This is a genomic window from Pseudomonas sp. NCHU5216 (assembly GCF_052156495.1).
Taxonomy (GTDB): domain Bacteria; phylum Pseudomonadota; class Gammaproteobacteria; order Pseudomonadales; family Pseudomonadaceae; genus Aquipseudomonas.
The window spans coordinates 71,400-96,752 of sequence record NZ_JBQLIX010000012.1 but is presented as its reverse complement, the minus strand read 5'-3'; the positions used below and the strand labels follow the sequence as shown (position 1 = coordinate 96,752).

The window sequence follows — 25,353 nt, the reverse complement described above, 5'->3', positions numbered from 1 at the left end:
CGAACTCAATCCCCCATCAGCCCCTGCGCCTTGGCCATGGCCACGGCCTGGGTGCGCCGCTGCACACCGAGCTTGACGTTGATTCGCCGTGCATGGGTCTTGACCGTGTGCAGCGAGATGAACAGGCGATCGGCGATCTCCTGATTGGAGCAGCCCTGGGCGATCAACTGCAGCACCACCAGCTCCCGCGAGCTGAGCAGCGCCGTCCCGGCACTGGCCGGCTCATCCAGTGCAGGCGCCGGCTGCAACAGGCGTCGATGCAAGTCATGCGTGGCCTCGCCCGGCAGCAGGCGCTCGAGCCAGTGCTCATGGCGCTGCCGCAGCTCCTCCACGGGGCGCAGCAAGCGCAGTTGCCGCGCCTCGCCCAGCGCCTGTTGCAGCAAGGCATCGGCCTGCTCCTGCCGCCCCTGCAGCAACACTCCCTCGGCCAGCGCGAAGCGGCACTCGCACGCCATGCTGCGATGCCCGGCGCGCAGGCACTCCTCCAGCAACAACTGCAGCGCATGCTCGCCCGCAGCATGATGGCCGAGCAGCAGATCACTGATCGCCAGATAACGGCGTAGCCGTGGCAGCAGGTCGTAGAACTCCGAAGGTGCCAGTTGCTGGCGCTGTTGCAATTGCTGCAGGGTCTGGGCGAACAGCTCGCGCGCCCGTTCGTTCTGCCCCTGGCGCAACAACAGACGCCCGGCGTGCAGTTGCAGCACGCCGCGGTAACGCACCTCCGGCACGTGCGACCATTGCATGACCCGCTCGGCCTTCTGCAGCCACTGGTAGGCCTCGTCGAGATCGCCACGCACCTCGGCCAGCTCCAGCAGGCCCAGGTAGCCGGAAATGGTGTAGGCATCCTCGCAACGCTCAGCCTCCTGCAGGCCTTGGCGATAAGCCTGCTGCGCCACCTCGTCCAGCCCCTGGCGGGCGAGCAGGCTGGCTCGCAGCAGGAGCAGACGGCCGAGCACCGGGCTGTGATTGCAGTGCTCGCGGAGAAAGGCCAGGGACTGCTCGGCCAGCTCGGCGGCGCGCCCGGTCTCGCCAAGCATCTGCAGCAGCAGGCAATGATCGGTGTTGAGCAAGGCCTCGAAGATCAGGCTGCCATGACGGCGCGCCAGATGCAGCCCCTGATCCAGCGCCTGCTTGGCCTGGCTCAGTGCCTGCTCGGCCATGTGCTGCTGCGCCAGGGCCTGGTAGCAGAGCACGCGCTGCGACCAACTGCCCTCGTCCAGCATCGGCAACGCCTCCTGGCAATGCAGCCGTGCGTCGCGACGCCCGCACTGGCGCGCCAGCACCCCCATCAAGGCCTGCCAGTGGGCGACCAGCTTGCGCTGGCGGCGGGCATCGGGTTGCGGCATGAAGTGCGCCAGCCCCTGCATGCAGGTGCGGGCCTCGTCGAAACGGGCACAGATGATCAGCGCCCAGGCCTGCAACACGATCAGCCGTGGCGAACTGGCGAACAGCCAGGCCGGCAGTTCCTCGCGCCATTGCAGCAGTTGCGCGACCGAATGCCCCTGCAGCAGTTGCTCCTGATCGAAACGCTGCAGGTAGTTGACCGCGACTTCCACCTGCCCGGCCTGCAGGGCATGTTCGACGGCCTCACGAATGTCGCCGCGCTGGGCGAACCACTGGCAGGCGCGCACATGGATCGCCGCGGGCAGCGGCGCCCCCGGCAAGCGCCGCAGCACCTCGCCCAGTGGCCGCCACAGGCGGAACCAGGTACCGCTGCTGTCGAGGCTGCGCACGAACAACTGGCGTCGTTGCAACTCGGCCAGCAAGTCGTTGCCGTGCCCTTCCAGCAGGTATTCGCAGAGCGCCGCAGAGAAGCGTGGCAGCAGGGCCAGGGCGTGCAGGTGGCTACGCAGCTCGTCGTCCAGCTCGGCCAGCACTTCGTGCTGCACGTAATCGCGCAGCAGTGGGCAACCGTCCTGCAGACGCTGGCGCAGCGCTGCCTCGTCGGCATCGAGCAACAGCAGGCGAATGGCCGCCAGCCAGCCCTCGCTGCGCTGCAGCAGCAGTTGCCGACCGTCATCGGCCAGCTCGATGTGCAACTCGGCCAGCAGCTCGCTCAATGTGTCTGCGTCCAACGCCAGTTCCCCGCCCTCGATCTCCAGCAGATCGCCCTGCAACAACAGGCGCGGCAGGTTCCAGGCAGGCGTGCGGCGGCTGGCGACCCACCAGGTGACCTGCGCTGGCGCAGCCGCGAACAGCCGGTCGAAGCAGGCATCGAGTGCGTCATCGGCCTGGCGCGGGTAGTCGTCGATGAAAATCCACAGACGCCCGGCGCGCTCATGCAGCCGCTCCAGCAGCGCGGTTTCGTCGGCGTCGTCCAGCGACACCTGCAGCGCCTTGGCCAAGCGCTTGCAGAATTGCGCGGGCGTCAGGCTGCGCCCGCCGAGGTCCAGCCAGACCCGCTCGATGGCCGTTGGCGTCTGCCGGGCGCACTGACCGAGCAACACGCTCTTGCCAGTCCCGGCCGGCGCACAGAGCAAACGCAGGCGCGACTCACTGCAGAGCAGGCGCTGGAGCAAGGCAGGGCGGGAAACGACGCACGGCGGCAGGCGTGGCAGGTCGGCAGGTTGCAGCTGCTGCGCACTCGGGCGAGCGATGGCAAGGGTCGGCATGGCAGCGGTTCTCTCGGCTTGTCATTGTTGAACCACCCGACGATGGTACCCCGCTCACCTCACACCACCACCCCTTGGTGCTTATGGTGTGAGATTCACGTGGGCGAGGCGCGCAGAAAAAAGCCGGCGACGCACAGGGCGACGCCGGCTTGTCTGCAGCGGCAGCAGGATCAGCGCACGCCCGCATTGCGCAGCGCTGCCGGCGTGAAGTCCTTGGCCGAAGCCTCGGTGCCGTACTGAATCGCGCTACGCTCCTCGTTGGCCATGCCGATGGCCAGATAACGTCCGGCAATGATGTCGTAGAGCGCCTCCAGGGCGTACACCGGCACCTGCTTGTCGTATTGCTGGAACAGCATCGCTTCACCAACCCGCCATAGCTGGCCACGCCCGTCGTAGTGCTCGGACAGGGCGATCTGCCAGGAGTCCTCGTCGACGAAGAAACGGCGCTTGGCGTAGATGTTGCGCTCGCCCTCCTTGAGCGTGGCCTCCACCTCCCAGACCCGGTGCAATTCGTAACGCGCCAGATCCTGATTGATATGGCCGGCCTTGAGGATGTCGCTGTACTTCACCTGCGGCGAGGCCAGGCGGAAGTTGTTGTAGGGGATGAAGGCCTCGCGCTTGCCCACCAGCTTCCAGTCGTAACGATCCGGCGCACCGTTGAACATGTCGAAATTATCCGAAGTGCGCAGGCCGTCGGCGGCGGTGCCAGGGCCGTCGTAGGCCACCTGCGGAGCACGACGCACACGGCGCTGGCCGGCGTTGTAGAGCCAGGCCATGCGCGGCTCCTTGACCTGGTCGAGCGAGTCGTGCACCAGCAGCACGTTGCCGGCCAGACGCGACGGCGCGGTGACCCGCTGCTTGAACAGCAGCAGGGTGTTCTCGGCCTTGGCCGGATCGAGATCCGGCACATTTTCGGGGAAGGCCACCTCGTCCTCGAAGTGCACCAGGGTATAGCTGCCGTTGGTCTGCGGTGCGGCCTGCACGATGCTGCGCTTGAGGTTGCCGCCGCGATAGCGGGTGATGTGGTTCCACACCACTTCCAGACCGTTCTGCGGAATCGGGAAGGCGTAGTAGCGGCTGTCGGTGAAATCGGTCAGGCCGTTGCCACCGTCGCGCAAGCCGGTCTTCAGAGCGCTGGTCTTGGCTGCTGCATAGATCGCATCCGGCACCGCTGTGCTGCGGTGAGCCGGGTAGACGGCCATGCGGTAGCTCTCCGGGTAGCGCTTGAACATCGCCAGTTGCCCGGCGGTGAGGCGCTCGCGGTATTGCTCCAGGTTCTGCGCGGTGATGGTGAACAGCGGTTGTTCGTTGGCGTAGGGGTCAGCCAGGAAGCCGCGCTCGTCCACGGCGCCGGCGTCGACCGGCAGGCCGCCGTTCCAGGCCGGGATGCTACCAGCGGCGTTGCCGGCCATCTCGGCGCCCAGCGGGGTGAGGCTGGTGCCGAGCTTGGCCGCTTCCTCGGGGCTCACCGCAGCTTGCACGCTGCAGGCCAGCAGGCCGAGGGAAAGCGCGCCGATCAAGTTCAAGGTGGTGTTCATCTGCATGCCTCTGATCCTGTACGTCTTAGAAGCTCACGCCGAAGCTGAGCGCGAGGAAGTCGCGGTCGACCGCGGTGTTGTAGTCGCCACCGAAGAAGTCGGTGTACGACAGGCTGGCGCTGTAGAGCTGGCGGTAGTCGGCATCGATGCCGAAGCTCACGGCCTTGGCGCCCTCGTTGAACAGGCCGTTGGGGCCGTAGCCGTCGACGTCGTGCGACCAGGAGATGTTCGGCTTGAGGTTCACCCCGGCGAACACGTTGCTGTACTCCCAGATGCCGCGCACGCGATAGCCCCAGGAGGTGCTGGTGACGAAGCCATGGGTGTCGCCACGGAAGCCATAGGCGCCGAACAACGAGTCACGGCCATAACGCAGATCCTCACGGCTCTCCAGCCCGCCAACATGGGCCATGCCGACCTCCCCTACCAGGGTGAAGCGCCCGGCGCCCATCACCTGGTCGAAGAAGTGGGTGAAGGTGGTCTGCACCTGGGTGACTTCCTTGCGCCGGTAACCGACGTTGTCCTGCCCTGGCCCTGCCGAGACCGGCGCGGTGCCGGGTGCGATGGGGTTGAGCAGGCTCAGGGTCATGTCGGTGGTGTTGATCTGCAGCGGCAGGTTCGGTCGATAGCTGATCTCCCCCGCCCAGGCGGTGCCGGTGGGCAGCGTGGTGGAGAAGCTCAGACCGTAGAGGCGAATATCCTCGGGGTACTCCAGGTAGTAGCGACCGTTGCCGAGCATCACGCTCTGCGCCAGGCCCGCGCCGCTACCCGGGGCGATACCATTCGCCGTGCCGATGATCCCCGGCAACGCATTCAAGGTCGCCAGGCCAGCGTTCTGCGTGCCGACGATGGGCGTACGGCTGTGGTAGTTCATGAAGTAGGCGCCGTACTCGGTCTCGTCCCCCAGCCAGCGCAGGGCCAGGCCCCACTGGCCGCTGTCGCGGGCATCGCGATCACCGCCACGCGGCAGGATCACCCCTTCACGGTCGACCCGGAAACCCTGGCCGAATGCGGCAGCGACCGGCTGCAACGGCGCGATGGCCGGCGAGCCGATGTGATAGCCATCGTCACAGCCATCGGCGGCCACGTCGGCGGTGGAGAAGAAGGTGCCGCAGTTGTCGATGATGGTCTGATCCCACTCCAGTTGGTAGAAGGCCTCCATGCTCAGACGGTCGCTGAGGCTCTGCGACAGGTAGAGCATGTTCACCGGAATCAGACCTTCCTTGATCTCCGCACCCGGGCGGCGGAAGGCAGCCACGTCGATGGGGTTGATGGAGTTGATGCTGTTGCCGATGAAGGTGCTCTCGCCCCAGCTCACCACCTGCTTGCCGACGCGCACCGTGCCGGGCAGGTCGCCGATGGCGTAGTTGTGGTAGACGAAGGCATCGAGGATCTCCGCTCCCGAGGACTTGGCGCCCTCCTTGCGATTGTGGTCATCGATATCCTTGAAGCGGCGGCCTTCGTCCTTGAGCTCGAAGTCGTACCAGTACTTGCCGCGCACGAAGACGCCGGTATCGCGGTAGCGCAACTCCAGATCGTGGATGCCCTTGAAGATCTTCGAGAAAGTCTCGCCCTTCTTGAAGTTCAGGCGGCCGTCGTCACCGGTCTGCGCCTGGCCCTGACCACCGTTGTTGGGGCCGATCAGGTCGCGATCCGGGCTGCGCATCGACCAACTGGCGCCGACCGACAGCGAGCTGTCGAACTGCCCTTCGATCTCGCCGATGTTGAAGGTGACGGCCTGCGCCGGCGCGGCGCAACCGAGGGTGACGGCCAAAGCCAAGGTGCGTGGCTGGAATAGTCCGGGCCCTGTTGTTCTTGTCATGCGGGTCTCCTAGGTGTTGGGTACGGCAACGCCAACCCTAGGCGGGCAGAAGACGGCGGATAAGCGCACCAAGGAGGGATTTCGCCTGTCGCCCGAAAGGATGAACGGCGCCCTGACACGGGCGCAAACGGGCCGACCTCAGCTTGCTGAATGATGGGTCATCAGGTCGGTGGGGAACTATTTTGCCAGCGGTCGCGAAGAGCACGGCCAGAGCCAAAGCAGAGCCTGGATCGACATGATCCAGCCGCTCTGGACGCTGCCACCGCCCGGCAGCGCACCCAACGTCATGGGCTACTTGCTGCCGCATGCGGGCTTGGGTGTTCTGCAGCGCGTTTACAGGCTCGGCTGAACGTCATCCTGCTCGCTCGCGCTGATCGAAGGGGCTGATGCCGGGCTCGCCCACTGAGCCAGAAAATCGCGCACTTTGCTCTCGATAGCGCTCTCGACCGTACGCACACGAAGAATGGGAATGCCGCTTTTCGCCAGAATGCTGTTCTTCAAGGCATCCCGCTCGATCTGATCGGGTTTGTCATGCGAGCCGCCGTCCACCTCGATCACCCCAACCGGCCGTTTACCGACCCTGAAATAGATCACGAAATCACAACTGGAACGGCGCATGAACTGGCGCTCGCGATCAGTCAACGCAGGATTTTCCGCGACGGCGATCCCGTTCAACGCCACCTGCTTGTGCCACTTCAGCGCCTGCAACGAATCGTCTGCCAATGCTTCGCGTAGGATCTGCGCCATGATCTGCTCGGAGACGTAGCGTGAATCCTCCTGCCTCAAGCGGCCGCGCAGACGCTCCAGAGATGCGTCGTACTCCTTGTAGAGCAGGTCGAACGCCGACACCACTGGCGCACGCTGGATCTCTTTATCCTCGGCGTAGTATTCGATGTAGCGGATCAGGGCCGCGACAGGGCCATTGTTCCTGGCGAAGACCTCGTCCCCCGTTACCAGGGTGAAACGGTGCTTGGCCCGCGAAACGGCCACGTTGACCATACGTGAGTCATCGACGAAGCTCAGGCGAGTTTGGCTCTGGTTGTACTGTTTTTTATCCAGCACCGTGGAAAAGACGATTTCATCGCATTCACGCCCCTGAAACTTGTGCACGGTATCGGTCACGAAATCATCGGGCAGGTGTGCCTTGGAAAGCGTGGCCTGCGCTCTGAACGGTGCGATGAAGCCGCGCCCATCGCCGTCTACCCACGCACCGTCACCATCGCCCTCGAGCACCTTGAGCAAGGATTCCACTTCTCTGAGGTTGATGTTCTTGCGGGCATGATTGCCCTTGGCAGTCACCACCAGACGCAAGGGTGCTTCACCCTTGTCCACGGTCATGGGCACCAGGGCATCAGCATAGAACTGCTGGTTACAGAACTGGATGATCCTGGGGTGGCAGCGGTAGTGCTCCTTGAGCAAGGTCTTGGGCAGTGCGTCCTTGAACACCTGCACGCAGGAGTCGAGCAAGCTGTAACGCTCGCAATCGTAGCTCGGTACTGGCGCGCTCAGGCCCGTCGGTGCAGGGATATGCGCCAACTGCTTGCGGTCACCGACCACGATCAGGTTCTTCGCACAACCCAGGGCGAGGATGCCCGGCACGATGTCCTGCTGTGAGGCTTCGTCGATGATGACGTAGTCAAGCACTGCCCCAGACTCGATCGAATTGACGATCGAATGGGTGCTGCTGCCGAGTATGGGAAAGCGCTTCACGAATGCATCGAAATTCCTTCGATAGGTCTTGGCGTCGAAGGCGTGGGAGTCCTGTACCTGCTGATGCAAGCGATACTTCAGAAAACGCATCGAACCAGCCATGAGCTCTTCCAACAGGGCGCTGAAGTTACCGCGAGCCAATGCCTCGTTGCACTTGCGCAGTTCATCCTCTTTGTTGCGCAACAGTTCGTCGTAGAAGTGCGACTGCAAGGCATTGAAGAAGGACAAACGCGCGCCTTCATCGGCAAAAGGCCCGGTGCGCCATATCCTGAACTTGAAGAGCAGCTCGAAGCGATCCTTGAGCCGCAGCCGCTGCCCATCCAGATAAGCCAGGTAGGCCATCAGATCCGTGGTCTTGCTCGGTGAGAGGTGATACCTGGCCAGGGACGAAGGTTCCTGGACGCCATTGTCCTTCTGCCATTGCTTCAGATAACGCCGCTCGATCTGCAACTCGTCGATTTCCGCCTTGAGTTGAGCTGCCCGGTTCTGGTCGTGCAGGAGGCCTTTCAGTTGCTCCAGCACGCCCTGGATCGACTCCATGGTAGGCGCAGGCTCGGGCTCGCCCGACGGTATGGGCAATACACTGGCGAAGAAGCCTTCGCGATTCTCCTGGTTGCCCAGTTTGGCCACCAGATAATCCAGGCCAGACTTGCCCAGTTTCTCGTAGACGTTTTCCACAGCGGCATTGTTGTTGGACAGCACGGCAACGGTCTGTCCCCGCAGCAGGATATTGGCGAGAATATTGAGAATGGTCTGGGTCTTGCCGGTGCCTGGCGGCCCCTCGATCAGACTGATTTGCGCACTGAAGGCTTGCTCGACCGCCATGAGCTGGCTTTCGTTGATACCGAAGGGATAGATCAAGCCTTCGCCCGTTGGTTGCACACCATTGCTGGCCGAGCAATAGGCCTGCAAGGCACTGCCCGCAAGCACAGGCAGCGCTTGCAGTTGCTTCACCACGTTGGCGGCAATCTGCTTGTCGTTGGCGGTTTTCGCGGTATTGACCCGAGCTTCGGCGACCGACCGGAAATAGTGGAAAACGGGTTCGTTCTTGACGTGGGTAGGCGCAACGAACCGGGTGCCGTCCATGTTACGGATATAAGGCCGTTTCCCATTGGGGTAATAGACCACGGCATAACGCTCATCGTAGATCTCGACCCGCTCAACAGGTTTGCTGACGATGCTGCCCTGCTCCTCCAGCAGTACATTAAACAACTCGCGCATGGGTTCGATGCGACAAACACTGAGTGGGCGAATGTATTTCTTCGTGGACGGGTAATGGCACGTCAGCTTCAAGAGCTTGGCTTTTTCATCCCACCAGATGCGCCAGTCGCTGATCTGCTTAGTCTTGTCTTGCCCATCGACATAAATCGAAACCATACGTCCCTTACTCATACCTGAGTGCTATCCACAGCTAACCCAATGGGTTAGCACGGATCTCACAGCTTCCTGAAGCCGGGCATCTTGCCATCATTTGCAGCTATGGGCAGCTAGGACATAAGTCGGCACGCAGCCGGCGTCAGCATCGCGCCCTCAGCGCCAACGATCCAGCAGGTTCACCGCCAAACGATCCAGCCAGCCCCATAGCCTTTGCTGCACGCGGCGCCACCAGGGGCGCTGGCGCCAGTCGTCGAGGGTGATCTCGCGGCTGGCGGTGAAGTCGGCGATGAAGCTGCTCGCCACCGCCTGGGTGAACGCGGGGTCGAGTGCCTCGACGTTGGCGTCGAGGTTGAAGCGCAGGTTCCAGTGGTCGAAGTTGCACGAGCCGACGCTGACCCAATCGTCCACCAGCACCATCTTCAGGTGCAGAAAGCGCGGTTGGTACTCGAAGATACGCACGCCCGCCTTGAGCAAACGCGGGTAGTAGCGCTGGCCGGCGAAACGTACCGGCGGATGATCGGTATGGCGCCCGGCCAGCAGCAAGCGCACTTCCACGCCACGGGCGGCGGCGCGGCGCAGGGCGCGGCGTACCTTCCAGGTGGGCAGGAAATAAGGCGTGGCCAGCCAGACTCGCTGCTTGGCGCCACGCAGGGCGCGCAACAGCGACAGCAGGATGTCACGGTGTTGCGCCGCATCGGCATAGGCCACCCGCCCCAGACCCAGCCCGGCCGCCGGGCGCTCCGGCAAGCGCAGAGGCTCGGGCGTGTGATTCGGTCGCCAGGAGAAGCGCGTGCGCCACTGGTGCTCGAACAGTTGCTGCCAGTCCTCCACCAGCGGCCCTTCGATTTCCACCATGGCCTCGTGCCAGGCGCTCTGCGGTGCATCCGGCAGCCAGAATTCGTCGGTGGAACCGGTGCCGCCGACATAGGCCAAGCGCCGATCCACCAGCAGCAGCTTGCGGTGATCGCGATGGAAGTTGCGCATTCCCCGCCGCCAGCGCACCGGGTTGTACCAACGCAGTTGCACGCCCGCCACCAGTAGCTGCTGGCGCAAGGCAGCGCCCAGACCGGCTGCGCCATAGGCATCGAACAACCCACGCACGCTCACGCCGCGTGCAGCGGCGCGGCACAGGGCCTGCACCAGACGTTCGCTGCAGCGGCCGTCCTCAATCAGGTACAGCTCCAGCTCCACTTGGCGCTGCGCCGCCTCGATGGCCGCCAGCATGCGCGGAAAGAATACCGGCCCGTCGAGCAGCAGCTCGAAGCGGTTGCCACCGCGCCAGGGGAAGATGCTGCCGCGCACGGCCATGCTCAATACGCCATCATGATGGGCAAGGCAGCGGTCAGCAGCGGTGCGAAAGGCGAAGGGTGCATAAGAGCTCGGCGAACGGAGTATCCAGCCGGCAACGATAGCCGCCATGCCCGACGTTGCAAAGCCTGGCAGGCGCTCCCGGAAAGAAGCAGCGCGGATGCAATCCGGGAGCCTTTTACCAAGCTGCCCCGGATTTCATCCGGGATTCGCGCTATTCGTTGGGCAGCAACTGGCAGCCCTGACGCTCGCCCAGCCAGGCCGCACTGTGGGTACGACCGAGGCCACTGGCGGTCACGCGTTTGCTGCTCTCGTCGTCGATCAGGCTGCTGATCGGCACGTACTGCTTCACGTAACCAGCGCAATAAGGCGCTGGATTGCCGCTTACGTAACGGCAGGAGCAGTATTCCTTGGCCGTATAGGCACCGATGATGTCGGGGAAGGCCTGCAGGTAAACGCGGTTCGGCCAGGCCCAGGCCAGCAGCACAACGAGCAACAACGCCAACACGCTGAGAATCGGATGACGGCGGATCATGGCTGCACCTCCGTGGCGAAAGCCGCCTGCACGCGCTTGAGCAGTTCGTTGTGCTGGAAGCTGCCGTCGCGGTCATCGGCGTAGCGCACCACCACCAGCTTCTCCTTCGGCATGACGTACAGGCCCTGGCCCCAGTGACCCAACGCGGCAATGGTGTCGGCCGGGGCATCCGGCCAGGGCCGCGAACTGCCGGGCAGTTCGACATTGAGCCACCACTGCCCGCCCGGCACCGCATCGCCCGGTTTGGCGGTCTGCGGCTGATAGGCAGCGAAGGGTGTGGAGACGAAATCGACCCAGGCGGTCGGCAGCAACTGCCGCTCGCCCCAGCGCCCGCCGCGCTGCATCAAGAGGCCGACACGGGCCAGATCGCGCGCGCTCAGGTAGGCATAGGACGAGGCGATGAAGGTGCCGCTGGCGTCACGCTCCCACACCGCGCTGTGGATACCCAGCGGCTCGAACAACGCCGTCCAGGGGTAATCGGCGTAGGCCTGCGCGCCGACCATGCCACGCAGCGCCGCCGCCAGCAGGTTGCTGTCGCCGCTGGAATAGCGAAAGCGCGTGCCCGGCGCGGCATCGGCCGGGTGCGCGGCGGTGAAGGCGGCCATATCGCCCCGGCCACGGGTGTAGAGCATGGCGATCACCGAAGATTTCAGCGGGGCGTACTCGTAGTCCTCTTGCCAATCCAGGCCCGAGGCCCAGTTGAGCAGGTGGCCCATCTTGATCTGCGGGTGCTCGGCCATCGCCGGGTAGTACTGCACCACCGGTGCATCGAGCTTGAAGCGCCCTTCGCCGTAAGCCACGCCAAGCACGCTGGCGAACAGGCTCTTGGCCATCGACCAGGTCAGGTGCGGCGTCTGCGCCGTGGTCGGCGCGGCATAGCGCTCGTAGACGATCTGCCCATCGCGCACCACCAGTAGGGCGTCGGTGCGCACACCCTTGCGCTCGGCATCATCGCGCGGGACGAAGGCGTAGGCTTCCAGCTCGGCGATGGCGGCGGACGGTGGCGCAGCCTGGCTGTGCCAGTCGGGTTGCGGCCAGTTTTCTGCCTGAACGGCCCCGGCCAGCAGGCAGAGGCCGAGCGTCAGGCTCAGACGACGAAGGGATAAGGTGGGCATGGGCGGCCTCGATGGGGAACCGAGGCGCACCCTAGCATGCCGACGATGACGACTTGAAGCGTCGGCCGCGCCACTCATTTGGGCAGGCAGTAATCCTCGGGGCCCATCAGGTCGAGGCCGCATTCGAGGTTCTCGATCCAGTGCAGGAAGGCGCTGATCATTTCCGGGCCAACGAAGGGCCGGCCGTGTTGCGGCACGATCATCGCCACATCCATCGTGCGCACCATCGCCGCCCACAGGCGACAGGCCTTGTTGCCGGCCATGTAACGGCGGTGGAAGCCCTCCATGTTCGGCACATGGTTGACGAAGTCGCGCACCGGCGTGGCGTCATCGACCATGGACGCGCCCATGTCGCCGGAGAAGAGGATCTTGCTCACCGGGTCATAGAGCTGGAAGTTACCCACCGAGTGCAGGAAGTGCGCTGGCACCGCCTTGAGGTTGCACTTGCCCAGCGGCACGCTCTGGCCGCGATCCGGCAGGGCGATGATGCGGTCGAAGGTGTTGATGCCCCGGCTCAGGGCCAGGTAATTGGCCGTCAGGTGCGGCAGAAAGCGCGCCCACAATTTGGAGCAGATCACCCGCGCACGGGTGTGCAGCAACCATTTGTCCAGCGAGGCGATGATGTCCGGATCCTGGTGGGAGGCGAAGATGTAGGTCAGATCCTGCACCGGAATGTGCTTGGACAGCTCCAGCGACAGCGGCGTATAGGTCAGGTCACCACCTGGATCGAGCAACAGGTAGTGCTCGTGGTCGGTGATCAGGAATTGGTTGGATTGCACGCCTTCGCCGCTGACCAGGTCATCGAACATCAGGCATTGGTGGCTGCCGTTATCGAACAGCACGATGGGCTCGCGGCGCATGGAAACCTCACAGGTGAATCGCCAGGTCACCTTATGTGCACGAGGACCAGCCAGTACTGATATGGGTCAACGCGCGGCGACAATCTGCCGCGCTTTCTCCAGGCGTTTGCCGCGCGCCGCCTCGGCAATGCGCAGCAGGCCCTGGTCACGCCGCCACAACTCGGTCCAATGCGCCGGCCCCGCAGCCATGGCGGCCTCCAGCTCGTCGGCCAGGGCCTGCTGCTGGGCAAACAGCCCAGCCAGCAGCAGGTGAGTGGTGGGCGCATTGGGCGCCTGCCGCGCCACCTCGGCGCAACCGGCGAGTAGTCCCTGCAGACGCAGCAGCAGGGACTCCGGCCAGGCGCTTTCGCGGCCGATACCGAACAACCAGGCACAGACCGCCGTGAGCACGTGCACGTCTTCCAGGGTGCGGAAGGGTTTGACGTAATCATCCCAGCCGTCACCGGCCAGACGCTCGCACTGCGCCTGCTCCAGATGCAGGCGGGCATGGCCGATATCCGGCATCAAGGGCAGTGCCGGCAATGGCTCGATGCGTACGCCCGGCGCGCCCTGGCGCACCACGCCCAGGGCCAGCCGCGGCGACTCGTCGGCCTGCTCCTCACGTGCCGCCACCAGCAGCCAGTCGGCGCATTCGGCGGCGGTGACGAAATCCTTGCGACCGCTGATGTACAGGCCGTAGATGCGCGTGCTCATGTCCGCCGGGCGGGTGCTGCGGTTTTCCGTCACGCACAGGGCGCCGGCCGTCCACGGCGCGGCCGGCCACAACATGCGCAAAGCGGCTTGGTAACCGGCGAGGAAGGCCAGCCCCGGTGTCGCGGCCTGCAAACCGCCCGCCAGCGCCAGCTCGAAAGGCTGCGGCGTGCCGCCCAGGTGCGCCAACAGGCGGGCGTACCAGTCTTCCAGGCCCTGCTCGGCCGACAGGCGTTGGCTGGGCTGATACAGGCTCGACCAGGGCATCGCAGACCTCCTCACCTAGTGTTTTCAGAGGTGCCCGTCCGGGCCACCGTCATATAAGCATCAAATAATCGTCACAGTGATGACATTGCCTCGACCTAGCCTGAGCTTGCCCAACAAGATCGACCGGCTGCAAGTATCCAGCCGGCACACGGAGGATCCGGCATGACTCAAACCGCTCGTAGACTGCAGGCCGAACGCTTGCACGGCCCCGCTGCCCTGCAGGAAGCCCAGGCATTGCGCTACCGCGTATTCAGCGCGGAGTTCGACGCCAAGCTCAACGGCGCCGAACTGGGTCTGGACATGGACGATTACGATATTCACTGCAGCCATATCGGTGTGCGCGACATGAACAGCGGTGAGCTGGTCGCCACCACTCGCCTGCTCGACCACCAGGCCGCTGCCGGCCTCGGTCGCTATTACAGTGAAGAAGAATTCGCCCTGCATGGCCTGGCCAAGCTGGAAGGCCCGGTGCTGGAAATCGGCCGCACCTGCGTCGACCCCGCCTACCGCAATGGCGCCACCATCGCCGTGCTCTGGGGTGAACTGGCCGAAGTGCTCAACGAAGGCGGCTACCGTTATCTGATGGGCTGCGCCAGCATCTCCATGCAGGATGGCGGCATCCAGGCCCAGGCGATCATGCAGCGCCTGCGCGAACGCTACCTGTGCACCGAGCACCTGCGCGCCGAGCCCAAGCACCCGCTGCCCAAGCTCGATGTGCCGGGCAACGTCATCGCCGAGATGCCGCCGCTGCTCAAGGCCTACATGCGCCTGGGCGCGAAGATCTGCGGCGAGCCCTGCTGGGACAAGGATTTCCAGGTGGCCGACGTGTTCATCCTGCTCAAGCGCGACGAGCTGTGCCCGCGCTATGCCCGCCACTTCAAGGCCGCAGTCTGAAACCAGACGGCATGACGCCCGATAATGGCCAAACGACGCTATCCATGGATAATGCCGTCATTCATCCTCAAGCGGAGACCTCGATGGCCAAACTGCGCCTTTCCCTGCGCCTCGCCCACCTGGCCCTGGTGATCCTCTTCGGCACGCTGCTGGCTGGCATCGTCAGCCTCTGCGAACGTGTCGTCCGGCACGATCTGATGCCCTTGCGTCAGCGCCTTACGCGCTGGTTCCTGGCCCGACTGGGCGGCGCCCTGCCGTTTCGCGTGCGAGTCGAGGGCGAACTGCCCGAGCGGCCGATGCTGTGGGTCGCCAATCACGTGTCGTGGACGGACATCCCTCTGCTCGGCGCTCTGCAGCCGATCTCCTTCCTGTCCAAGGCCGAGGTGCGTACCTGGCCGGTGGCCGGCTGGTTGGCGCACAAGGCCGGTACCCTGTTCATCCGACGTGGCTCGGGCGACAGCAGCCTGGTGGGTCAGCAGCTCACCCGCCATCTGCAGCAAGGCCGCCACCTGCTGATCTTCCCCGAAGGCACCACCACCGACGGTCGCGCCCTGCGCACCTTCCATGGCCGACTGCTGAGCAGCGCCATCGACAGCGACGTGCCCCTGCAGCCGGTGGCCATTCGTTATCTGCGCGACGGTCAGCTGTGCCCGGTGTCGCCCTTCATCGGTGATGACGACATGCTCTCGCACCTGCTGCGCCTGCTTTCCAGCCCGGCCTGCGAGGTGGAGATCCGCCTGCTGCAACCGATTCCCTGTGAAGCACGCAGCCGTAACGAACTGGCCCGTCACAGCCAGGCCATGATCGCCCGCGCCCTGCAGCTCGAAACGCCGGTAGTGGTTGTGCCCGAAGCCGAAGCCGCCTGATCCGCCGCCCGGGGGCTTACCAAGGCTCCCTGGATTGCCTCCAAGGCTAGCAGGTCATTCAGCCAGCCGGCGGCACGATCAGCGCATCGACCTCCACCGACGCCAGCAGGCGGATGGCCACGCTGCCCAGCACGAAGCGTGACAGCCCCTCGCGGGCATGGGTGCCGAGCACCAGCAAGTCGGCACTGAAGCGTTGCAGGGCATCGCCAACCACTGCCTCCGGCGACCCCACCCGCACCCACAGGCGCTCAGGCGTCAGCTGCACGCCCACCTCGGCGAAGCGCTCGGTCAATTGCTTGCTCAGCATCTCGCACTGGTTCTCCAGCACCTCAGCGCTGATCCCCGCGTCCATCACCATGCCACTGGCCAGCGGCTCGACGGCGCTGGCCACGGCGCAGCGCTGTTCATCCAGCAAGCCCAGGTCGCGGGCCTGGGCCCAGGCCTGTTGCGACGTGCGCGACAGGTCGGCAGCCAGCAGCGCTTCACGGTACTCATGAGTGACCGGCCCATTGACCCGCAACACCGGCAGATGGCTGCTGCGCACCACCCGCTCCAGCGTGGTGCCGACGAAGAAATCACGCAGCGTGGATTTGCGATGGGCGCCCACTACCAGCAGGTCGGCGCCCATGCCCTGGGCGGCCTCGACCACCATGGACGGCACCTCGCCAGTGCTGACCAGCACGCGGGGGCGGCTGCCGGCCTGTTCGGCCAGGCGCTCGGCCTGGGCCTGCAGCAGCGTCTCGGCCTGCTGCACCTGGCGCTGCACGTGTTCGGCCGGCGCATCGTCATCGATCACGTGCAACAGGCACCATTCGCCACCACCCTGGCGCCGAATCAGTTGCGTGGCACGCTGCACGGCATGCGCCGAACGCTCGGACAGATCGGTCGCCACCAGAATCTTGATCATCTCGTTTCCTCCATGGGTTCGATACCGAGTTCCATTCAAGCCCTTTCTGCCGCCCTGCTCCTTGATGCAGGTCAGGCACGCCGCGTCGAGCCTTCAGCTCGCAGCAGGTGCAACGAATGAGCCCTCTCAGTTCTAGTGACAACACCTGGCCGCAGATGACTGCACGCCATCGGCACAGTTATCGAGCGCCCCGTGCCGCGCGAAGTTCGCCAGCGGCAAAGGCCATGAGTTCGGGATAGAAGGCGCGGAAATCCTCGCTGAGCGGCACGTACAAACGCTCCAGCTCGGCCAGGCTGCCGTCGAGCAGGTGCGGCCGCGACAGGCGCCGCTGCATGCCGGCGATCACCTGCTCCAGCACCGCGAACTCGCGGTAGCTGCCCAGCCAGTCCTGCGCTGCCATGCGTGGCGCCATCAGCGCCAGGCGCCCCGGCAAAGCCGGCTCGGAGGCCAACACCTGATACACCCGGCCGGTGAAAAGCTCCAGCGGCTGCGCAGCATAGGCGGCCCAGTCGCGGGCCAGGCAATGGTCGAAGAACAGATCCAACAGCATGCCGGCCATGCGCCGCCGCTCAAGGGGAAAACGCGCCCGCGCACGGGCCTGCAAAGGGTGACTGTCGGTAAAGGCATCGATACGCCGATGCAGACGGATAGCCGCTTCGATGTCCCTCGGCCAGCGCCCGTCCAGCGGCCCCTTGACGAAGTCGCCATACAGGCTGCCGAGCAGTTGTTCCCGGGCGTCACCGCCCAGGTGCAGATGAGCCAGATAGTTCATGCGTCGAGCTTACTCGCAGCAGGGCTGGAATCGAAATCGTTGATGACGAGTATCGGAACAAACGATCTGTATATCGCTCAGAGACGATATATGGTTCGCCCCATGACGATACGCAGCGACGCCAACATGAACCTCGATCTCGACGCCATCATCAAGGCCCTCGCCCACCCCGTGCGCCGCGACATCCTCGCCTGGCTGAAGGAGCCCGAACGGCACTTCGCCGAGCAGGATCACCCGCTGGAGATCGGCGTGTGCGCCGGCAAGATCTACCAGCGCACCGGGCTGTCGCAGTCCACCGTTTCCGCCCACCTCACCAGCCTGCAGCGTGCCGGCCTGGTGACCAGCCGCAAGGTCGGCCAGTGGCACTTCTTCAAACGCAACGACGACTTGATCCAGGCCTTCGTCGAGCGTCTCGGCCAGCAACTCTGAACCCACAGCAGGCCGTTGAAAAACGTAGGCGAGGCAGCCAGTGCAAGGCAAAAACGGGCGAAAAAGCGCAGTTTACGAGTTGTAAATGAGCATTTTGAGGCTGTTTTTAACGCAGCAATGGCAACGCAGGTAGTTTTTCAACAGCCTGATAGTTCCAACCGGAGGATTCACCATGCATACCCTGTTCGACCCTATCCAGATCGGTGATCTGCAACTGAACAACCGCATCATCATGGCGCCGCTGACCCGTTGCCGCGCCGACGAAGGTCGCGTGCCCAACGCGCTGATGGCCGAGTACTACGTGCAGCGCGCCTCCGCCGGCCTGATCATCAGCGAGGCCACCGCTGTGACGCCGATGGGCGTCGGCTACCCGAACACCCCCGGCATCTGGTCGGACGCGCAGATCCGTGGCTGGAGCAACGTCACCCAGGCCGTGCATGCCAATGGCGGCAAGATCGTGTTGCAGCTCTGGCACGTCGGCCGCATCTCCGACCCCATCTACCTCAACGGCGAGCTGCCGGTAGCGCCGAGCGCCATTCAGCCGGCGGGGCACGTCAGCCTGGTGCGTCCGATCAAGGACTATGTCACCCCGCGCGCCCTGGAAACCGAAGAGATCGCCGATATCGTCGAGGCGTACCGCCAGGGCGCCGAGAATGCCAAGGCTGCTGGCTTCGATGGCGTGGAAATCCACGGCGCCAACGGCTACCTGCTCGACCAGTTCCTGCAGAGCAGCACCAACCAGCGTACCGACCAGTACGGTGGCAGCGTCGAGAACCGTGCCCGCCTGCTGCTGGAAGTCACCGATGCCGCCATCTCCGTGTGGGGCGCAGGCCGCGTCGGCGTGCACCTGGCGCCACGTGCCGATGCCCATGACATGGGCGACGCCAACCGCGCCGAGACCTTCGGCTATGTCGCCCGCGAACTGGGCAAGCGTGGCATCGCCTTCATCTGTGCCCGCGAAAAGGCCGGCGACGACAGCCTGGTGCCACAGTTGAAGAAGGAGTTTGGCGGCGTGTTCATCGCCAACGAGCGCTTCACCAAGGAGCAGGCCAACGCCTGGCTGGCCGAAGGCAAGGCCGATGCCGTGGCCTTCGGCATCCCCTTCATCGCCAACCCGGATCTGCCGGCACGCCTGGAACAGGACGCTGCACTGAACGAGCCGCACCCGGAAACCTTCTATGGTTCCGGCCCGGTCGGCTATATCGACTACCCGCGTCTGTAATGGGCCTGACGTAGGGTGCGCTGTGCGCACTAACCGGGCGAGAAGAGCAATATCGGTGCGCACAGCGCACCCTACGCCTCAGCCCGTGGAAGGGGCTTTAGCCGCGCCCCATAAAAGAACGCCCCGCATTGCGGGGCGTTCTTTTGTCGAGGCATCGCCCCTCAGCGCAATGAGTCGATCTGCTGCTGCAGATTCACCACCTGACTACGCAGGGTATTGACGTTGCGCGTGACCTGCGCGCGGAAGGCATCGAACTCGGCGGTGTCCGGGCCAGCGCTGGCAGCCGGGCGGTTGTCCAGTTCGCTGCGCAGCACCAGCAGATCCTGCTCCAGGCTGCGAACGGCCTGGCTCTGATCGCCCTGCTTCTTCAGCTTGTCGATATCGCCACTGAGGCTCTTGATGCGCGTATCGAGCTTGGCCAGCTCGGCCTGGGTCGCCTTGGCGTCGCCCTGCGTGGCCTTGAGCGCCGCCTGCTCAGTGCTCAGCGCCTGCAGGCGCTTGTCCAGCTCGGCGCTGGCCCCGGCACCACTCTTGAGTTCCGCACCCAGTTGCTCGACGCGCTTGTCCAACGCGGCCTGGGCCGTGGCGCCCTGTTGCTGCTGCTTGGTCAGCTCGGCCAGTTGCCCCTGCAGTTGCTTGACCTGCAGCTTGAGCGCCTCGCTGTCCGTAGTGACGCTCGACTCGGTGGCCACCACCTTGCCGGAGATGTCCTGGATGCGCCCAGCCGCTTCTTCGCTGATACGCGCGAAGCTCTCCTGAGTGGCCACCAGACGCTGCTCCATCAGGGTGATCTGTTGCAGGCTCCACCAGCCCAGGCCGGCCAGGGCGATGCTCAGCGCACCGACCAGAGCCCACAGCGGGCCAGTGCTAGCCCCCTTGGCCACCGGCGCCTTGGCGCTGGCGGCACGCAGCGGGCGCGGTGCGGGTTCATCCACGGGTTCGGCGAATTCCTCACGGCGCTCAGGTGTCAGGCTGGGCAGGTTGTCGAGCTCATCGTTGGCATCGTTGCGCATGGTTGAACCTATGGTTGGAACGGGTAAACAGAAGTGCCGCGCAGTATACCGATTCGCCATCATGCCTTCAGCGTCGCGCCAAGCAGGTGCGCGGCGCACCGACGAAGGGCGCGACAGGGCCATCGACCCTGGCTGCAGGCCAGCAGTTCCGCAAAATTTGAACTGGTACGCACTTTGCTTTTCGCCTTGTCGTGAACGCACCACGAGCGCGTCGCAAACAGCCAGCAGACGGCACGAGAGTTCTGCATTGCACACAGATGCATCCCCAGCCGCTGGACGCCAGGCTGGTTCGGTTACGGAGGGCGACGGACGCCTGCCCCGTGATCCTTCAAGCAAAGGGGGTAGTGGTAATGGAACTGAACAAGGAAATTCTCGACTGCATGAAAACCCTGCGCCGTCGCTTGCGCGAGGAACAGGCCATCGACATCCGCCTGAGCCAGGTCGATGCGATCAACGCCCTGCTCGACGGCAGCCTGAAATCCACCGACGAAGAAATTCGCAGCCTGGGCCAACGCCTGGCACAACTCTCCGATCAGCCGCAGTACCTGGCGCCCAAGGCCGAACAGGCCGCGCCCCTCGCCACCGACACCCACGGCGGCTCGGTGCGCATCTATCGCGGCCAGCGCATCTACGCCTGAGCCCCCGTTTGCGCCTGCCACCAGGCGCAGAACTCATCCAGGGCCTGCCACAGGCTCACCTGCGGCTGGTAGTCGAGGTATTCGCGGGCACGGCCGATGTCGAGGGAAAAATCCCGCGCCATCACCGCCACGCCCAGGCGAAACAACCCCGGCTCCGGCCGGCCGGGTAGCAGGCGGCAGATGCCCTCGTTGATGCTGGCTGCGGCATAGGCTAGGGCAAATGGCAGATGCCGGCTGACCGGCGGCAGCTCGAGCCGGCGCAGCACGTAATTGACCACGTCCCACAGCGGCACCGGCTCGCCGTTGCTGATGTTGTAGGGTTTGCCCAGCGCGGCGCCCTCGACCCTGAGCGCGCTGAGCAGCGCGGCATTGAGGTTGTGCACGCTGGTGAAGTCGACCTTGTTCAGACCATTGCCGATGATTGCCAAGCGCCCCTTGCGCTGCATGGCGATCAGCCTTGGAAAGATGCTGGTATCCCCCGCCCCGGTGACGAAGCGCGGACGCAGGGCGATCACCTCCAGCCCATCGCGCTGGGCGGCGAACACCCGTTGTTCGGCCAGGTACTTGGTGCGCCCGTAGTGATCGGAGAATTGCCGTGGCAGTTGCTCTTCCCGCACACCGACATGGGCCCGCCCGTCGAAATAGATCGACGGCGACGACAGATGCACCAGGCGCCGCACCTTCTGCTTCAGGCAGGCGTCGACCACATGCTCGGTAAGGGTGACATTGCCCCGGTAAAAATGCCCGTAGTCGCCCCACACCCCGACTGCACCAGCGCAATGCACCACGGCCTCGATACCCTCGCATAGGTGCTGCACCAGCTCGGCATCGGCCAGATCACCCGGGATGAACTCAGCGCCCCGGCTGAGCAGATGCTGCACGCCCTCGGCACGGCGCCCGTTGACGCGCACCTCGAGTCCCTGCTCCAGGGCGAAACGAGCGAAGCGCCCGCCGATGAAGCCGCTCGCGCCCGTGACCAGAATCTTCATCCTTCCCCCTGTCCTCGCTCTACCCCTGCCTGGCCCAGACTCAGGCCTTCGCTACCAGCACACCAGCGGTCGCCTTGCGCAGATGCTCGGTCAAGCCGGCCAGCAGTTCACCGCCGTTACGCCAGTGGTGCCAGTACAGCGGCACGTCGATGATGTGTCCAGGCAGCAGCTCCACCAGCGCGCCGCGGGCCAGCTCCGCCGCCACCTGCAACTGCGGCACCAGCCCCCAACCCAGGCCGCTCTCGGTCAGACGCACGAAACCTTCCGAGGACGGGCACAGATGATGGACGAAGCTGCCCGTCACCCCCAGGCTGGCCAGGTAGCGGTGCTGCAACTGATCGTCCGGGCCATAGACGATGGCCGGCGCGCGCGCCAGGGCCTCGGCCGTGACACCGCCTGCGAAGTGCCGGGCGATGAAGACCGGACTGGCCACGGCCAGATAGCGCATGGCCCCCAAAGACAGGCTGCGCGCCCCCGCCACCGGACGCTCGGCGGCGCACACGCAAGCGGCCACCTCGCCAGCGCGCATGCGTTTGAGGCCAACCTCCTGATCCTCCACCACCAGCTCCAGCAGCAGGCGCTGCTCGGCGCAGAACCCGGCGACCGCCGCTGCCCACCAGGTGGCCAGGCTGTCGGCATTGAGGGCGATACGCAGGCGCTCGGGTGCAGCCTGCTCGTCCAGCCCCGGCACCTGCCCCTGCAGATCGCGCTCGAGCAGGCGCACCTGCTGCACATGGTTGAGCAGGCGCCGGCCTATGTCGGTAGGTGCAGGCGGCGTGGCGCGCACCAGCACCGGCTGGCCAACCCGCGCTTCGAGCAGCTTGATGCGCTGCGACACCGCCGACTGCGACAGCCCCAGCACCTGCGCCGCACGCTCGAAGCCGGCCTGTTCCACCACCGCCGCCAGGGCGGCCAGGAGTTTGTAGTCGAACAATCGATTTTCCTAATGAGAGATCAGCAGTATTGCTTTCTCTTATACATTCATAGACAGCAGAATCGCCAGCATTCAGCCCGATCAGGAGCCTGCCATGTCCGGCGAAACCAACCTCGCACGCCTGCTGCAGAGCATGACGCCGCAGCTCAACCCTGGGCAGTACGTGTTCTGCTGCGTCCCAACCACGCAGGACTGCACTGCCCTGCACCCCATCGCCAGCCTGCGTGAAAGCGAAGGCCTGAGCCTGGTGCTGGCGCGCGAAGTCGCCGACGCCCATGGCCTGAGTTACGACTACGTCGCCGCCTGGATCACCCTGCAAGTGCATTCGTCACTGGCCGCCGTGGGCCTGACGGCATCCTTCTCCGCGGCCCTGGCGCAGGCGGGCATCAGTTGCAATGTGGTTGCCGGTTTCCATCACGATCATATCTTCGTCCCCATCGAGCGCGCCGAACGAGCACTGTCCACCCTGCGCGCCCTGTCGGCCGCGTCAATGCCGGAGCCTGTGTGATGTGGCAGAGCTACAGCAACGGCCTGCTGGTGGCCATCGGCCTGATCATGGCCATCGGCGCGCAGAACGCCTTCGTCCTGGCGCAGAGCCTGCGCCGTGAACATCATCTGCCGGTGGCGGCGCTGTGCATTCTCTGCGATGCGCTGCTGGTGAGTGCGGGCGTGTTCGGCCTGGCCAGCCTGCTGGCACAGAGCCCTACCCTGCTGGCCATCGCCCGCTGGGGCGGCGCCGCGTTTCTGCTCTGGTACGGCAGCCAGGCGCTGCTGCGCGCCACAGGCTCGCAAGCCTTGCAGGCGGCCGACAGCCAGCCACGCTCGCGGCGCGCGGTGCTGCTCGCAGCCCTGGCGGTGACCCTGCTCAACCCGCACGTCTATCTGGATACGGTGGTGCTGATCGGCTCGCTCGGCGCCCAGCAAGCCGAGCCGGGCGCCTATGCCGCAGGCGCCGCCAGCGCGTCGTTGCTCTGGTTCAGTGCCCTGGCATTGGGCGCCGCCTGGCTCGCCCCTTGGCTGGCCAGACCGCTGACCTGGCGGCTGATCGATCTGGGGGTAGCGGTGATGATGTTCGCCGTGGCAGCGCAATTGATCTTCGTTGCAGACTAGATTCTAGCCTTACCTGACCCGCACGAACTCGGCACTGAAGCGCCCACCATCCGGACGGGTAAAGGTCTCGTACATCCGCTCACCTTCGACTCTGAGCTGCAACTCCTTCGTCGTGCGTATGCCGCCGATCCAATTGGGGAAGGTGGCGCCCTCGACACGGTTACCGGCAAAACGCCCCTGCTCGTCGACGCTGTAAGTGCCGAAGAAGCCGATGCTCGAAGCCATGGCGCGACGGTTCTCCTCGTCACTACCGCCGCCACGTGCCTCGGATGCAAAGCGCGGCGTATCACCGTCGGTCAACACTTCGACGAAATGCATATCGGGAGTGAATACCAGCATGCCCTGAGGGTTTTCGCCGTATGGGCGCTCGACCCTGCCATTTTCCGTCAAGGTCGCGGAAACCATACGCCACGTGCCCAGCACCTGATTGCCTGCATCGGCCGCACGTTCGCTGGCCGTGGCCGCCAGAGAATGGATCAGCAAGCCGGCCACCCATGCCGCCCGTGACAGCATGCTGGCTCTGTGAATCAGGCTGGGCCTGGATGGGGTTCGTGCGTTCGGCTCAATCTTCATCGGCAATCTCCTGTGTAGGTCATGCCGAGGGTAAGAGACGGTTGGAGCTATGATAAGACGCACCAATACGAATGACCTCGTGAAGAATATTCACCAATGAGCCACGCCAACCTCTCCGATCTCAAGGCTTTCACCCTGGTCGCCCAGCAGCGCAGCTTCCAGAAGGCCGCCGACTCCCTGGGCGTATCGCGCTCCTCCGTCAGCCATGCGCTCAAGGGGTTAGAGCGACGCCTGGGGGTGCGCCTGTTGCACCGCACCACCCGCAGCGTGGCCTTGACGCAAGCCGGGGAGCAGTTGCTACAACGCCTGACGCCCCTGCTTCGCGATCTGGACGCAGCACTGGACGCGGTCAGCCATGGCCCCGAGGAGCTCGCCGGCACGCTGCGCATCAACGCCAACAAGGGCGGCGCACGCTGGTTGCTCGAACATGTGGTGCCGACCTTCCTGCAGCGCCATCGACATGTGGAGCTCGACCTGGTCAGCGAGGGCAGGCTGGTGGATATCGTCGCCGAGGGCTTCGATGCCGGCGTGCGCCTGGCCGAATCGGTGCCCAAGGACATGGTGGCCGTGCCCTTCGGCGGTGACGTGCGCTTCGTCACCGTGGCCTCGCCGGCTTACATCGCCACCTTCGGCCGGCCCGCTACGCCTGACGATCTGCGCGCCCATCGTTGCATACGCCAGCGCCTGCCCAGCGGCAAGCGCTATCGCTGGGAGTTCCAGCGAGGCACGCAACAGCTCGCGCTCGACGTACCGGGTGCACTGAGCCTGGACGATAACGACCTGTTGGTCGAAGCGGCCTGCTCCGCTCTGGGGATCGCCTACGTTCCGCAGGCATTTGCCAGCAAGGCACTGAAAGCCGGCAAGCTGATCCTGCTGCTGGAAGACTGGACGCCACCCTCGGCAGGTCTGTGCCTCTACTACTCCTGCTATCGCCATGTTCCCGCGCCTCTGCAGGCCTTCATTGCCGTCATCCGTGAAAACACCTGATCCCGGCGAATGAAGCCCCAGGCCACTGGCCCGGTCTATTCTGCAAAAGTACGCCGCAATCGTACCAACGCTCGGCGCAGGGCACGCCGCTTAGGGTCTGTTGTCATTTCGCGCATGGTCGCGTCGAAACGAAAGGCCTAGTGCAGCACAACGCGCCTGGGTTGCACCATGCTGTCGCAGCCGGCGCT

The 25,353-nt window shown here is 64.8% G+C and carries 23 protein-coding genes; 8 read left to right on the top strand and 15 right to left on the bottom strand.

Going from position 1 to position 25,353, the window contains the following annotated elements; translation table 11 throughout:
* Positions 1–5: 5 nt before the first annotated feature.
* The 9 genes from ACSVIK_RS11310 to ACSVIK_RS11270 form a co-directional block, all read right to left on the bottom strand.
* Complete coding sequence (locus ACSVIK_RS11310; protein WP_442444417.1) at positions 6–2,612, bottom strand: LuxR C-terminal-related transcriptional regulator; 2,607 nt, start codon at positions 2,610–2,612, stop codon at positions 6–8.
* A gap of 170 nt (positions 2,613–2,782) precedes the next feature.
* Positions 2,783–4,150: a DUF1329 domain-containing protein gene (locus ACSVIK_RS11305; protein WP_442444451.1), complete on the bottom strand. Its 1,368-nt coding sequence runs from the start codon at positions 4,148–4,150 to the stop codon at positions 2,783–2,785.
* A gap of 25 nt (positions 4,151–4,175) precedes the next feature.
* On the bottom strand, positions 4,176–5,969 hold the full coding sequence (locus ACSVIK_RS11300) for a DUF1302 domain-containing protein (RefSeq protein WP_442444416.1): 1,794 nt from the start codon (positions 5,967–5,969) through the stop codon (positions 4,176–4,178).
* Between the two features lie 333 nt (positions 5,970–6,302).
* Positions 6,303–9,056 (bottom strand): AAA domain-containing protein, encoded by a 2,754-nt coding sequence (locus tag ACSVIK_RS11295; protein ID WP_442444450.1) that lies wholly within the window; start codon positions 9,054–9,056, stop codon positions 6,303–6,305.
* Between the two features lie 153 nt (positions 9,057–9,209).
* Positions 9,210–10,364 carry a phospholipase D-like domain-containing protein gene (locus ACSVIK_RS11290; RefSeq protein WP_442444449.1) on the bottom strand — a complete coding sequence of 385 codons (1,155 nt, stop codon included), beginning with the start codon at positions 10,362–10,364 and terminating at the stop codon, positions 9,210–9,212.
* 214 nt (positions 10,365–10,578) lie between these two features.
* Complete coding sequence (locus ACSVIK_RS11285) at positions 10,579–10,899, bottom strand: amidase (protein WP_442444415.1); 321 nt, start codon at positions 10,897–10,899, stop codon at positions 10,579–10,581.
* Complete coding sequence (locus ACSVIK_RS11280; protein ID WP_442444414.1) at positions 10,896–12,014, bottom strand: serine hydrolase domain-containing protein; 1,119 nt, start codon at positions 12,012–12,014, stop codon at positions 10,896–10,898. The genes ACSVIK_RS11285 and ACSVIK_RS11280 overlap by 4 nt, the downstream gene beginning before the upstream one ends.
* A gap of 74 nt (positions 12,015–12,088) precedes the next feature.
* Positions 12,089–12,874, bottom strand: coding sequence for an MBL fold metallo-hydrolase (locus tag ACSVIK_RS11275; protein ID WP_442444413.1), 786 nt, complete (start codon positions 12,872–12,874; stop codon positions 12,089–12,091).
* 66 nt (positions 12,875–12,940) lie between these two features.
* The gene (locus tag ACSVIK_RS11270; protein ID WP_442444412.1) at positions 12,941–13,831 is read right to left on the bottom strand and encodes an acyl-CoA dehydrogenase family protein; all 891 of its coding nucleotides are present in this window, start codon (positions 13,829–13,831) and stop codon (positions 12,941–12,943) included.
* 162 nt (positions 13,832–13,993) lie between these two features.
* Here ACSVIK_RS11270 and olsB point away from each other — a divergent pair, with 162 nt between their 5' ends.
* Both olsB and ACSVIK_RS11260 read left to right on the top strand, forming a co-directional pair.
* A complete protein-coding gene (olsB, locus tag ACSVIK_RS11265; protein ID WP_442444411.1) occupies positions 13,994–14,725 on the top strand; it encodes an L-ornithine N(alpha)-acyltransferase in 732 nt (243 codons plus the stop codon).
* Between the two features lie 83 nt (positions 14,726–14,808).
* Positions 14,809–15,591 (top strand): lysophospholipid acyltransferase family protein, encoded by a 783-nt coding sequence (locus tag ACSVIK_RS11260; protein ID WP_442444410.1) that lies wholly within the window; start codon positions 14,809–14,811, stop codon positions 15,589–15,591.
* 58 nt (positions 15,592–15,649) lie between these two features.
* Here the strand turns inward: ACSVIK_RS11260 and ACSVIK_RS11255 are convergent, their stop codons facing one another.
* Together ACSVIK_RS11255 and ACSVIK_RS11250 are read right to left on the bottom strand one after the other, a co-directional pair.
* Entirely contained in the window at positions 15,650–16,498 is an 849-nt protein-coding gene (locus ACSVIK_RS11255) for a universal stress protein (RefSeq protein WP_442444409.1), read from the bottom strand.
* Positions 16,499–16,676: 178 nt separating this feature from the next.
* Positions 16,677–17,270, bottom strand: coding sequence for an ACP phosphodiesterase (locus ACSVIK_RS11250; RefSeq protein WP_442444408.1), 594 nt, complete (start codon positions 17,268–17,270; stop codon positions 16,677–16,679).
* A 126-nt stretch (positions 17,271–17,396) separates the two neighbouring features.
* On the opposite strand from ACSVIK_RS11250, the gene ACSVIK_RS11245 reads away from it, so the two are divergent.
* Positions 17,397–17,699, top strand: a complete 303-nt coding sequence (locus tag ACSVIK_RS11245) for an ArsR/SmtB family transcription factor (protein WP_442444448.1) — start codon at positions 17,397–17,399, stop codon at positions 17,697–17,699.
* Between the two features lie 172 nt (positions 17,700–17,871).
* A complete protein-coding gene (locus tag ACSVIK_RS11240; protein WP_442444407.1) occupies positions 17,872–18,921 on the top strand; it encodes an alkene reductase in 1,050 nt (349 codons plus the stop codon).
* A gap of 161 nt (positions 18,922–19,082) precedes the next feature.
* Here the strand turns inward: ACSVIK_RS11240 and ACSVIK_RS11235 are convergent, their stop codons facing one another.
* Positions 19,083–19,934, bottom strand: a complete 852-nt coding sequence (locus ACSVIK_RS11235; protein ID WP_442444406.1) for an ATPase — start codon at positions 19,932–19,934, stop codon at positions 19,083–19,085.
* 350 nt (positions 19,935–20,284) lie between these two features.
* Here ACSVIK_RS11235 and ACSVIK_RS11230 point away from each other — a divergent pair, with 350 nt between their 5' ends.
* Positions 20,285–20,572 carry a hypothetical protein gene (locus tag ACSVIK_RS11230; protein ID WP_442444405.1) on the top strand — a complete coding sequence of 96 codons (288 nt, stop codon included), beginning with the start codon at positions 20,285–20,287 and terminating at the stop codon, positions 20,570–20,572.
* Here the strand turns inward: ACSVIK_RS11230 and ACSVIK_RS11225 are convergent.
* Positions 20,563–21,561, bottom strand: coding sequence for an NAD-dependent epimerase/dehydratase family protein (locus ACSVIK_RS11225; RefSeq protein WP_442444404.1), 999 nt, complete (start codon positions 21,559–21,561; stop codon positions 20,563–20,565). The two genes, ACSVIK_RS11230 and ACSVIK_RS11225, sit on opposite strands and share 10 nt — an antisense overlap.
* A gap of 40 nt (positions 21,562–21,601) precedes the next feature.
* Complete coding sequence (locus ACSVIK_RS11220; RefSeq protein ID WP_442444403.1) at positions 21,602–22,495, bottom strand: LysR family transcriptional regulator ArgP; 894 nt, start codon at positions 22,493–22,495, stop codon at positions 21,602–21,604.
* 94 nt (positions 22,496–22,589) lie between these two features.
* Here ACSVIK_RS11220 and ACSVIK_RS11215 point away from each other — a divergent pair, with 94 nt between their 5' ends.
* The gene (locus tag ACSVIK_RS11215; protein ID WP_442444402.1) at positions 22,590–23,003 is read left to right on the top strand and encodes an ACT domain-containing protein; all 414 of its coding nucleotides are present in this window, start codon (positions 22,590–22,592) and stop codon (positions 23,001–23,003) included.
* Positions 23,003–23,605: a LysE/ArgO family amino acid transporter gene (locus ACSVIK_RS11210; RefSeq protein ID WP_442444401.1), complete on the top strand. Its 603-nt coding sequence runs from the start codon at positions 23,003–23,005 to the stop codon at positions 23,603–23,605. Before ACSVIK_RS11215 ends, ACSVIK_RS11210 begins: the two co-directional genes overlap by 1 nt.
* Before the next feature lie 9 nt (positions 23,606–23,614).
* On the opposite strand, the gene ACSVIK_RS11205 is transcribed toward ACSVIK_RS11210, so the two are convergent.
* Positions 23,615–24,178: a lipocalin-like domain-containing protein gene (locus tag ACSVIK_RS11205; protein WP_442444400.1), complete on the bottom strand. Its 564-nt coding sequence runs from the start codon at positions 24,176–24,178 to the stop codon at positions 23,615–23,617.
* A gap of 96 nt (positions 24,179–24,274) precedes the next feature.
* Here ACSVIK_RS11205 and ACSVIK_RS11200 point away from each other — a divergent pair, with 96 nt between their 5' ends.
* Complete coding sequence (locus ACSVIK_RS11200) at positions 24,275–25,165, top strand: LysR family transcriptional regulator (RefSeq protein ID WP_442444399.1); 891 nt, start codon at positions 24,275–24,277, stop codon at positions 25,163–25,165.
* Positions 25,166–25,353 lie beyond the last annotated feature (188 nt).

Bases quoted from the DNA above. Each gene is read 5' to 3' on its own strand.
- ACSVIK_RS11200 (WP_442444399.1), top strand. From the start codon at position 24,275: ATGAGCCACGCCAACCTCTCCGATCTCAAGGCTTTCACCCTGGTCGCC.
- ACSVIK_RS11210 (WP_442444401.1), top strand. From the start codon at position 23,003: ATGTGGCAGAGCTACAGCAACGGCCTGCTGGTGGCCATCGGCCTGATC.
- ACSVIK_RS11250 (WP_442444408.1), bottom strand. From the start codon at position 17,270: ATGAACTATCTGGCTCATCTGCACCTGGGCGGTGACGCCCGGGAACAA.
- ACSVIK_RS11270 (WP_442444412.1), bottom strand. From the start codon at position 13,831: ATGCCCTGGTCGAGCCTGTATCAGCCCAGCCAACGCCTGTCGGCCGAG.
- ACSVIK_RS11305 (WP_442444451.1), bottom strand. From the start codon at position 4,150: ATGAACACCACCTTGAACTTGATCGGCGCGCTTTCCCTCGGCCTGCTG.
- ACSVIK_RS11295 (WP_442444450.1), bottom strand. From the start codon at position 9,056: ATGGTTTCGATTTATGTCGATGGGCAAGACAAGACTAAGCAGATCAGC.
- ACSVIK_RS11275 (WP_442444413.1), bottom strand. From the start codon at position 12,874: ATGCGCCGCGAGCCCATCGTGCTGTTCGATAACGGCAGCCACCAATGC.
- ACSVIK_RS11290 (WP_442444449.1), bottom strand. From the start codon at position 10,364: ATGGCCGTGCGCGGCAGCATCTTCCCCTGGCGCGGTGGCAACCGCTTC.
- ACSVIK_RS11215 (WP_442444402.1), top strand. From the start codon at position 22,590: ATGTCCGGCGAAACCAACCTCGCACGCCTGCTGCAGAGCATGACGCCG.
- ACSVIK_RS11235 (WP_442444406.1), bottom strand. From the start codon at position 19,934: ATGCGCAACGATGCCAACGATGAGCTCGACAACCTGCCCAGCCTGACA.
- ACSVIK_RS11300 (WP_442444416.1), bottom strand. From the start codon at position 5,969: ATGACAAGAACAACAGGGCCCGGACTATTCCAGCCACGCACCTTGGCT.
- ACSVIK_RS11205 (WP_442444400.1), bottom strand. From the start codon at position 24,178: ATGAAGATTGAGCCGAACGCACGAACCCCATCCAGGCCCAGCCTGATT.
- ACSVIK_RS11280 (WP_442444414.1), bottom strand. From the start codon at position 12,014: ATGCCCACCTTATCCCTTCGTCGTCTGAGCCTGACGCTCGGCCTCTGC.
- ACSVIK_RS11285 (WP_442444415.1), bottom strand. From the start codon at position 10,899: ATGATCCGCCGTCATCCGATTCTCAGCGTGTTGGCGTTGTTGCTCGTT.
- ACSVIK_RS11255 (WP_442444409.1), bottom strand. From the start codon at position 16,498: ATGATCAAGATTCTGGTGGCGACCGATCTGTCCGAGCGTTCGGCGCAT.
- olsB (WP_442444411.1), top strand. From the start codon at position 13,994: ATGACTCAAACCGCTCGTAGACTGCAGGCCGAACGCTTGCACGGCCCC.
- ACSVIK_RS11230 (WP_442444405.1), top strand. From the start codon at position 20,285: ATGGAACTGAACAAGGAAATTCTCGACTGCATGAAAACCCTGCGCCGT.
- ACSVIK_RS11245 (WP_442444448.1), top strand. From the start codon at position 17,397: ATGAACCTCGATCTCGACGCCATCATCAAGGCCCTCGCCCACCCCGTG.
- ACSVIK_RS11310 (WP_442444417.1), bottom strand. From the start codon at position 2,612: ATGCCGACCCTTGCCATCGCTCGCCCGAGTGCGCAGCAGCTGCAACCT.
- ACSVIK_RS11240 (WP_442444407.1), top strand. From the start codon at position 17,872: ATGCATACCCTGTTCGACCCTATCCAGATCGGTGATCTGCAACTGAAC.
- ACSVIK_RS11260 (WP_442444410.1), top strand. From the start codon at position 14,809: ATGGCCAAACTGCGCCTTTCCCTGCGCCTCGCCCACCTGGCCCTGGTG.
- ACSVIK_RS11225 (WP_442444404.1), bottom strand. From the start codon at position 21,561: ATGAAGATTCTGGTCACGGGCGCGAGCGGCTTCATCGGCGGGCGCTTC.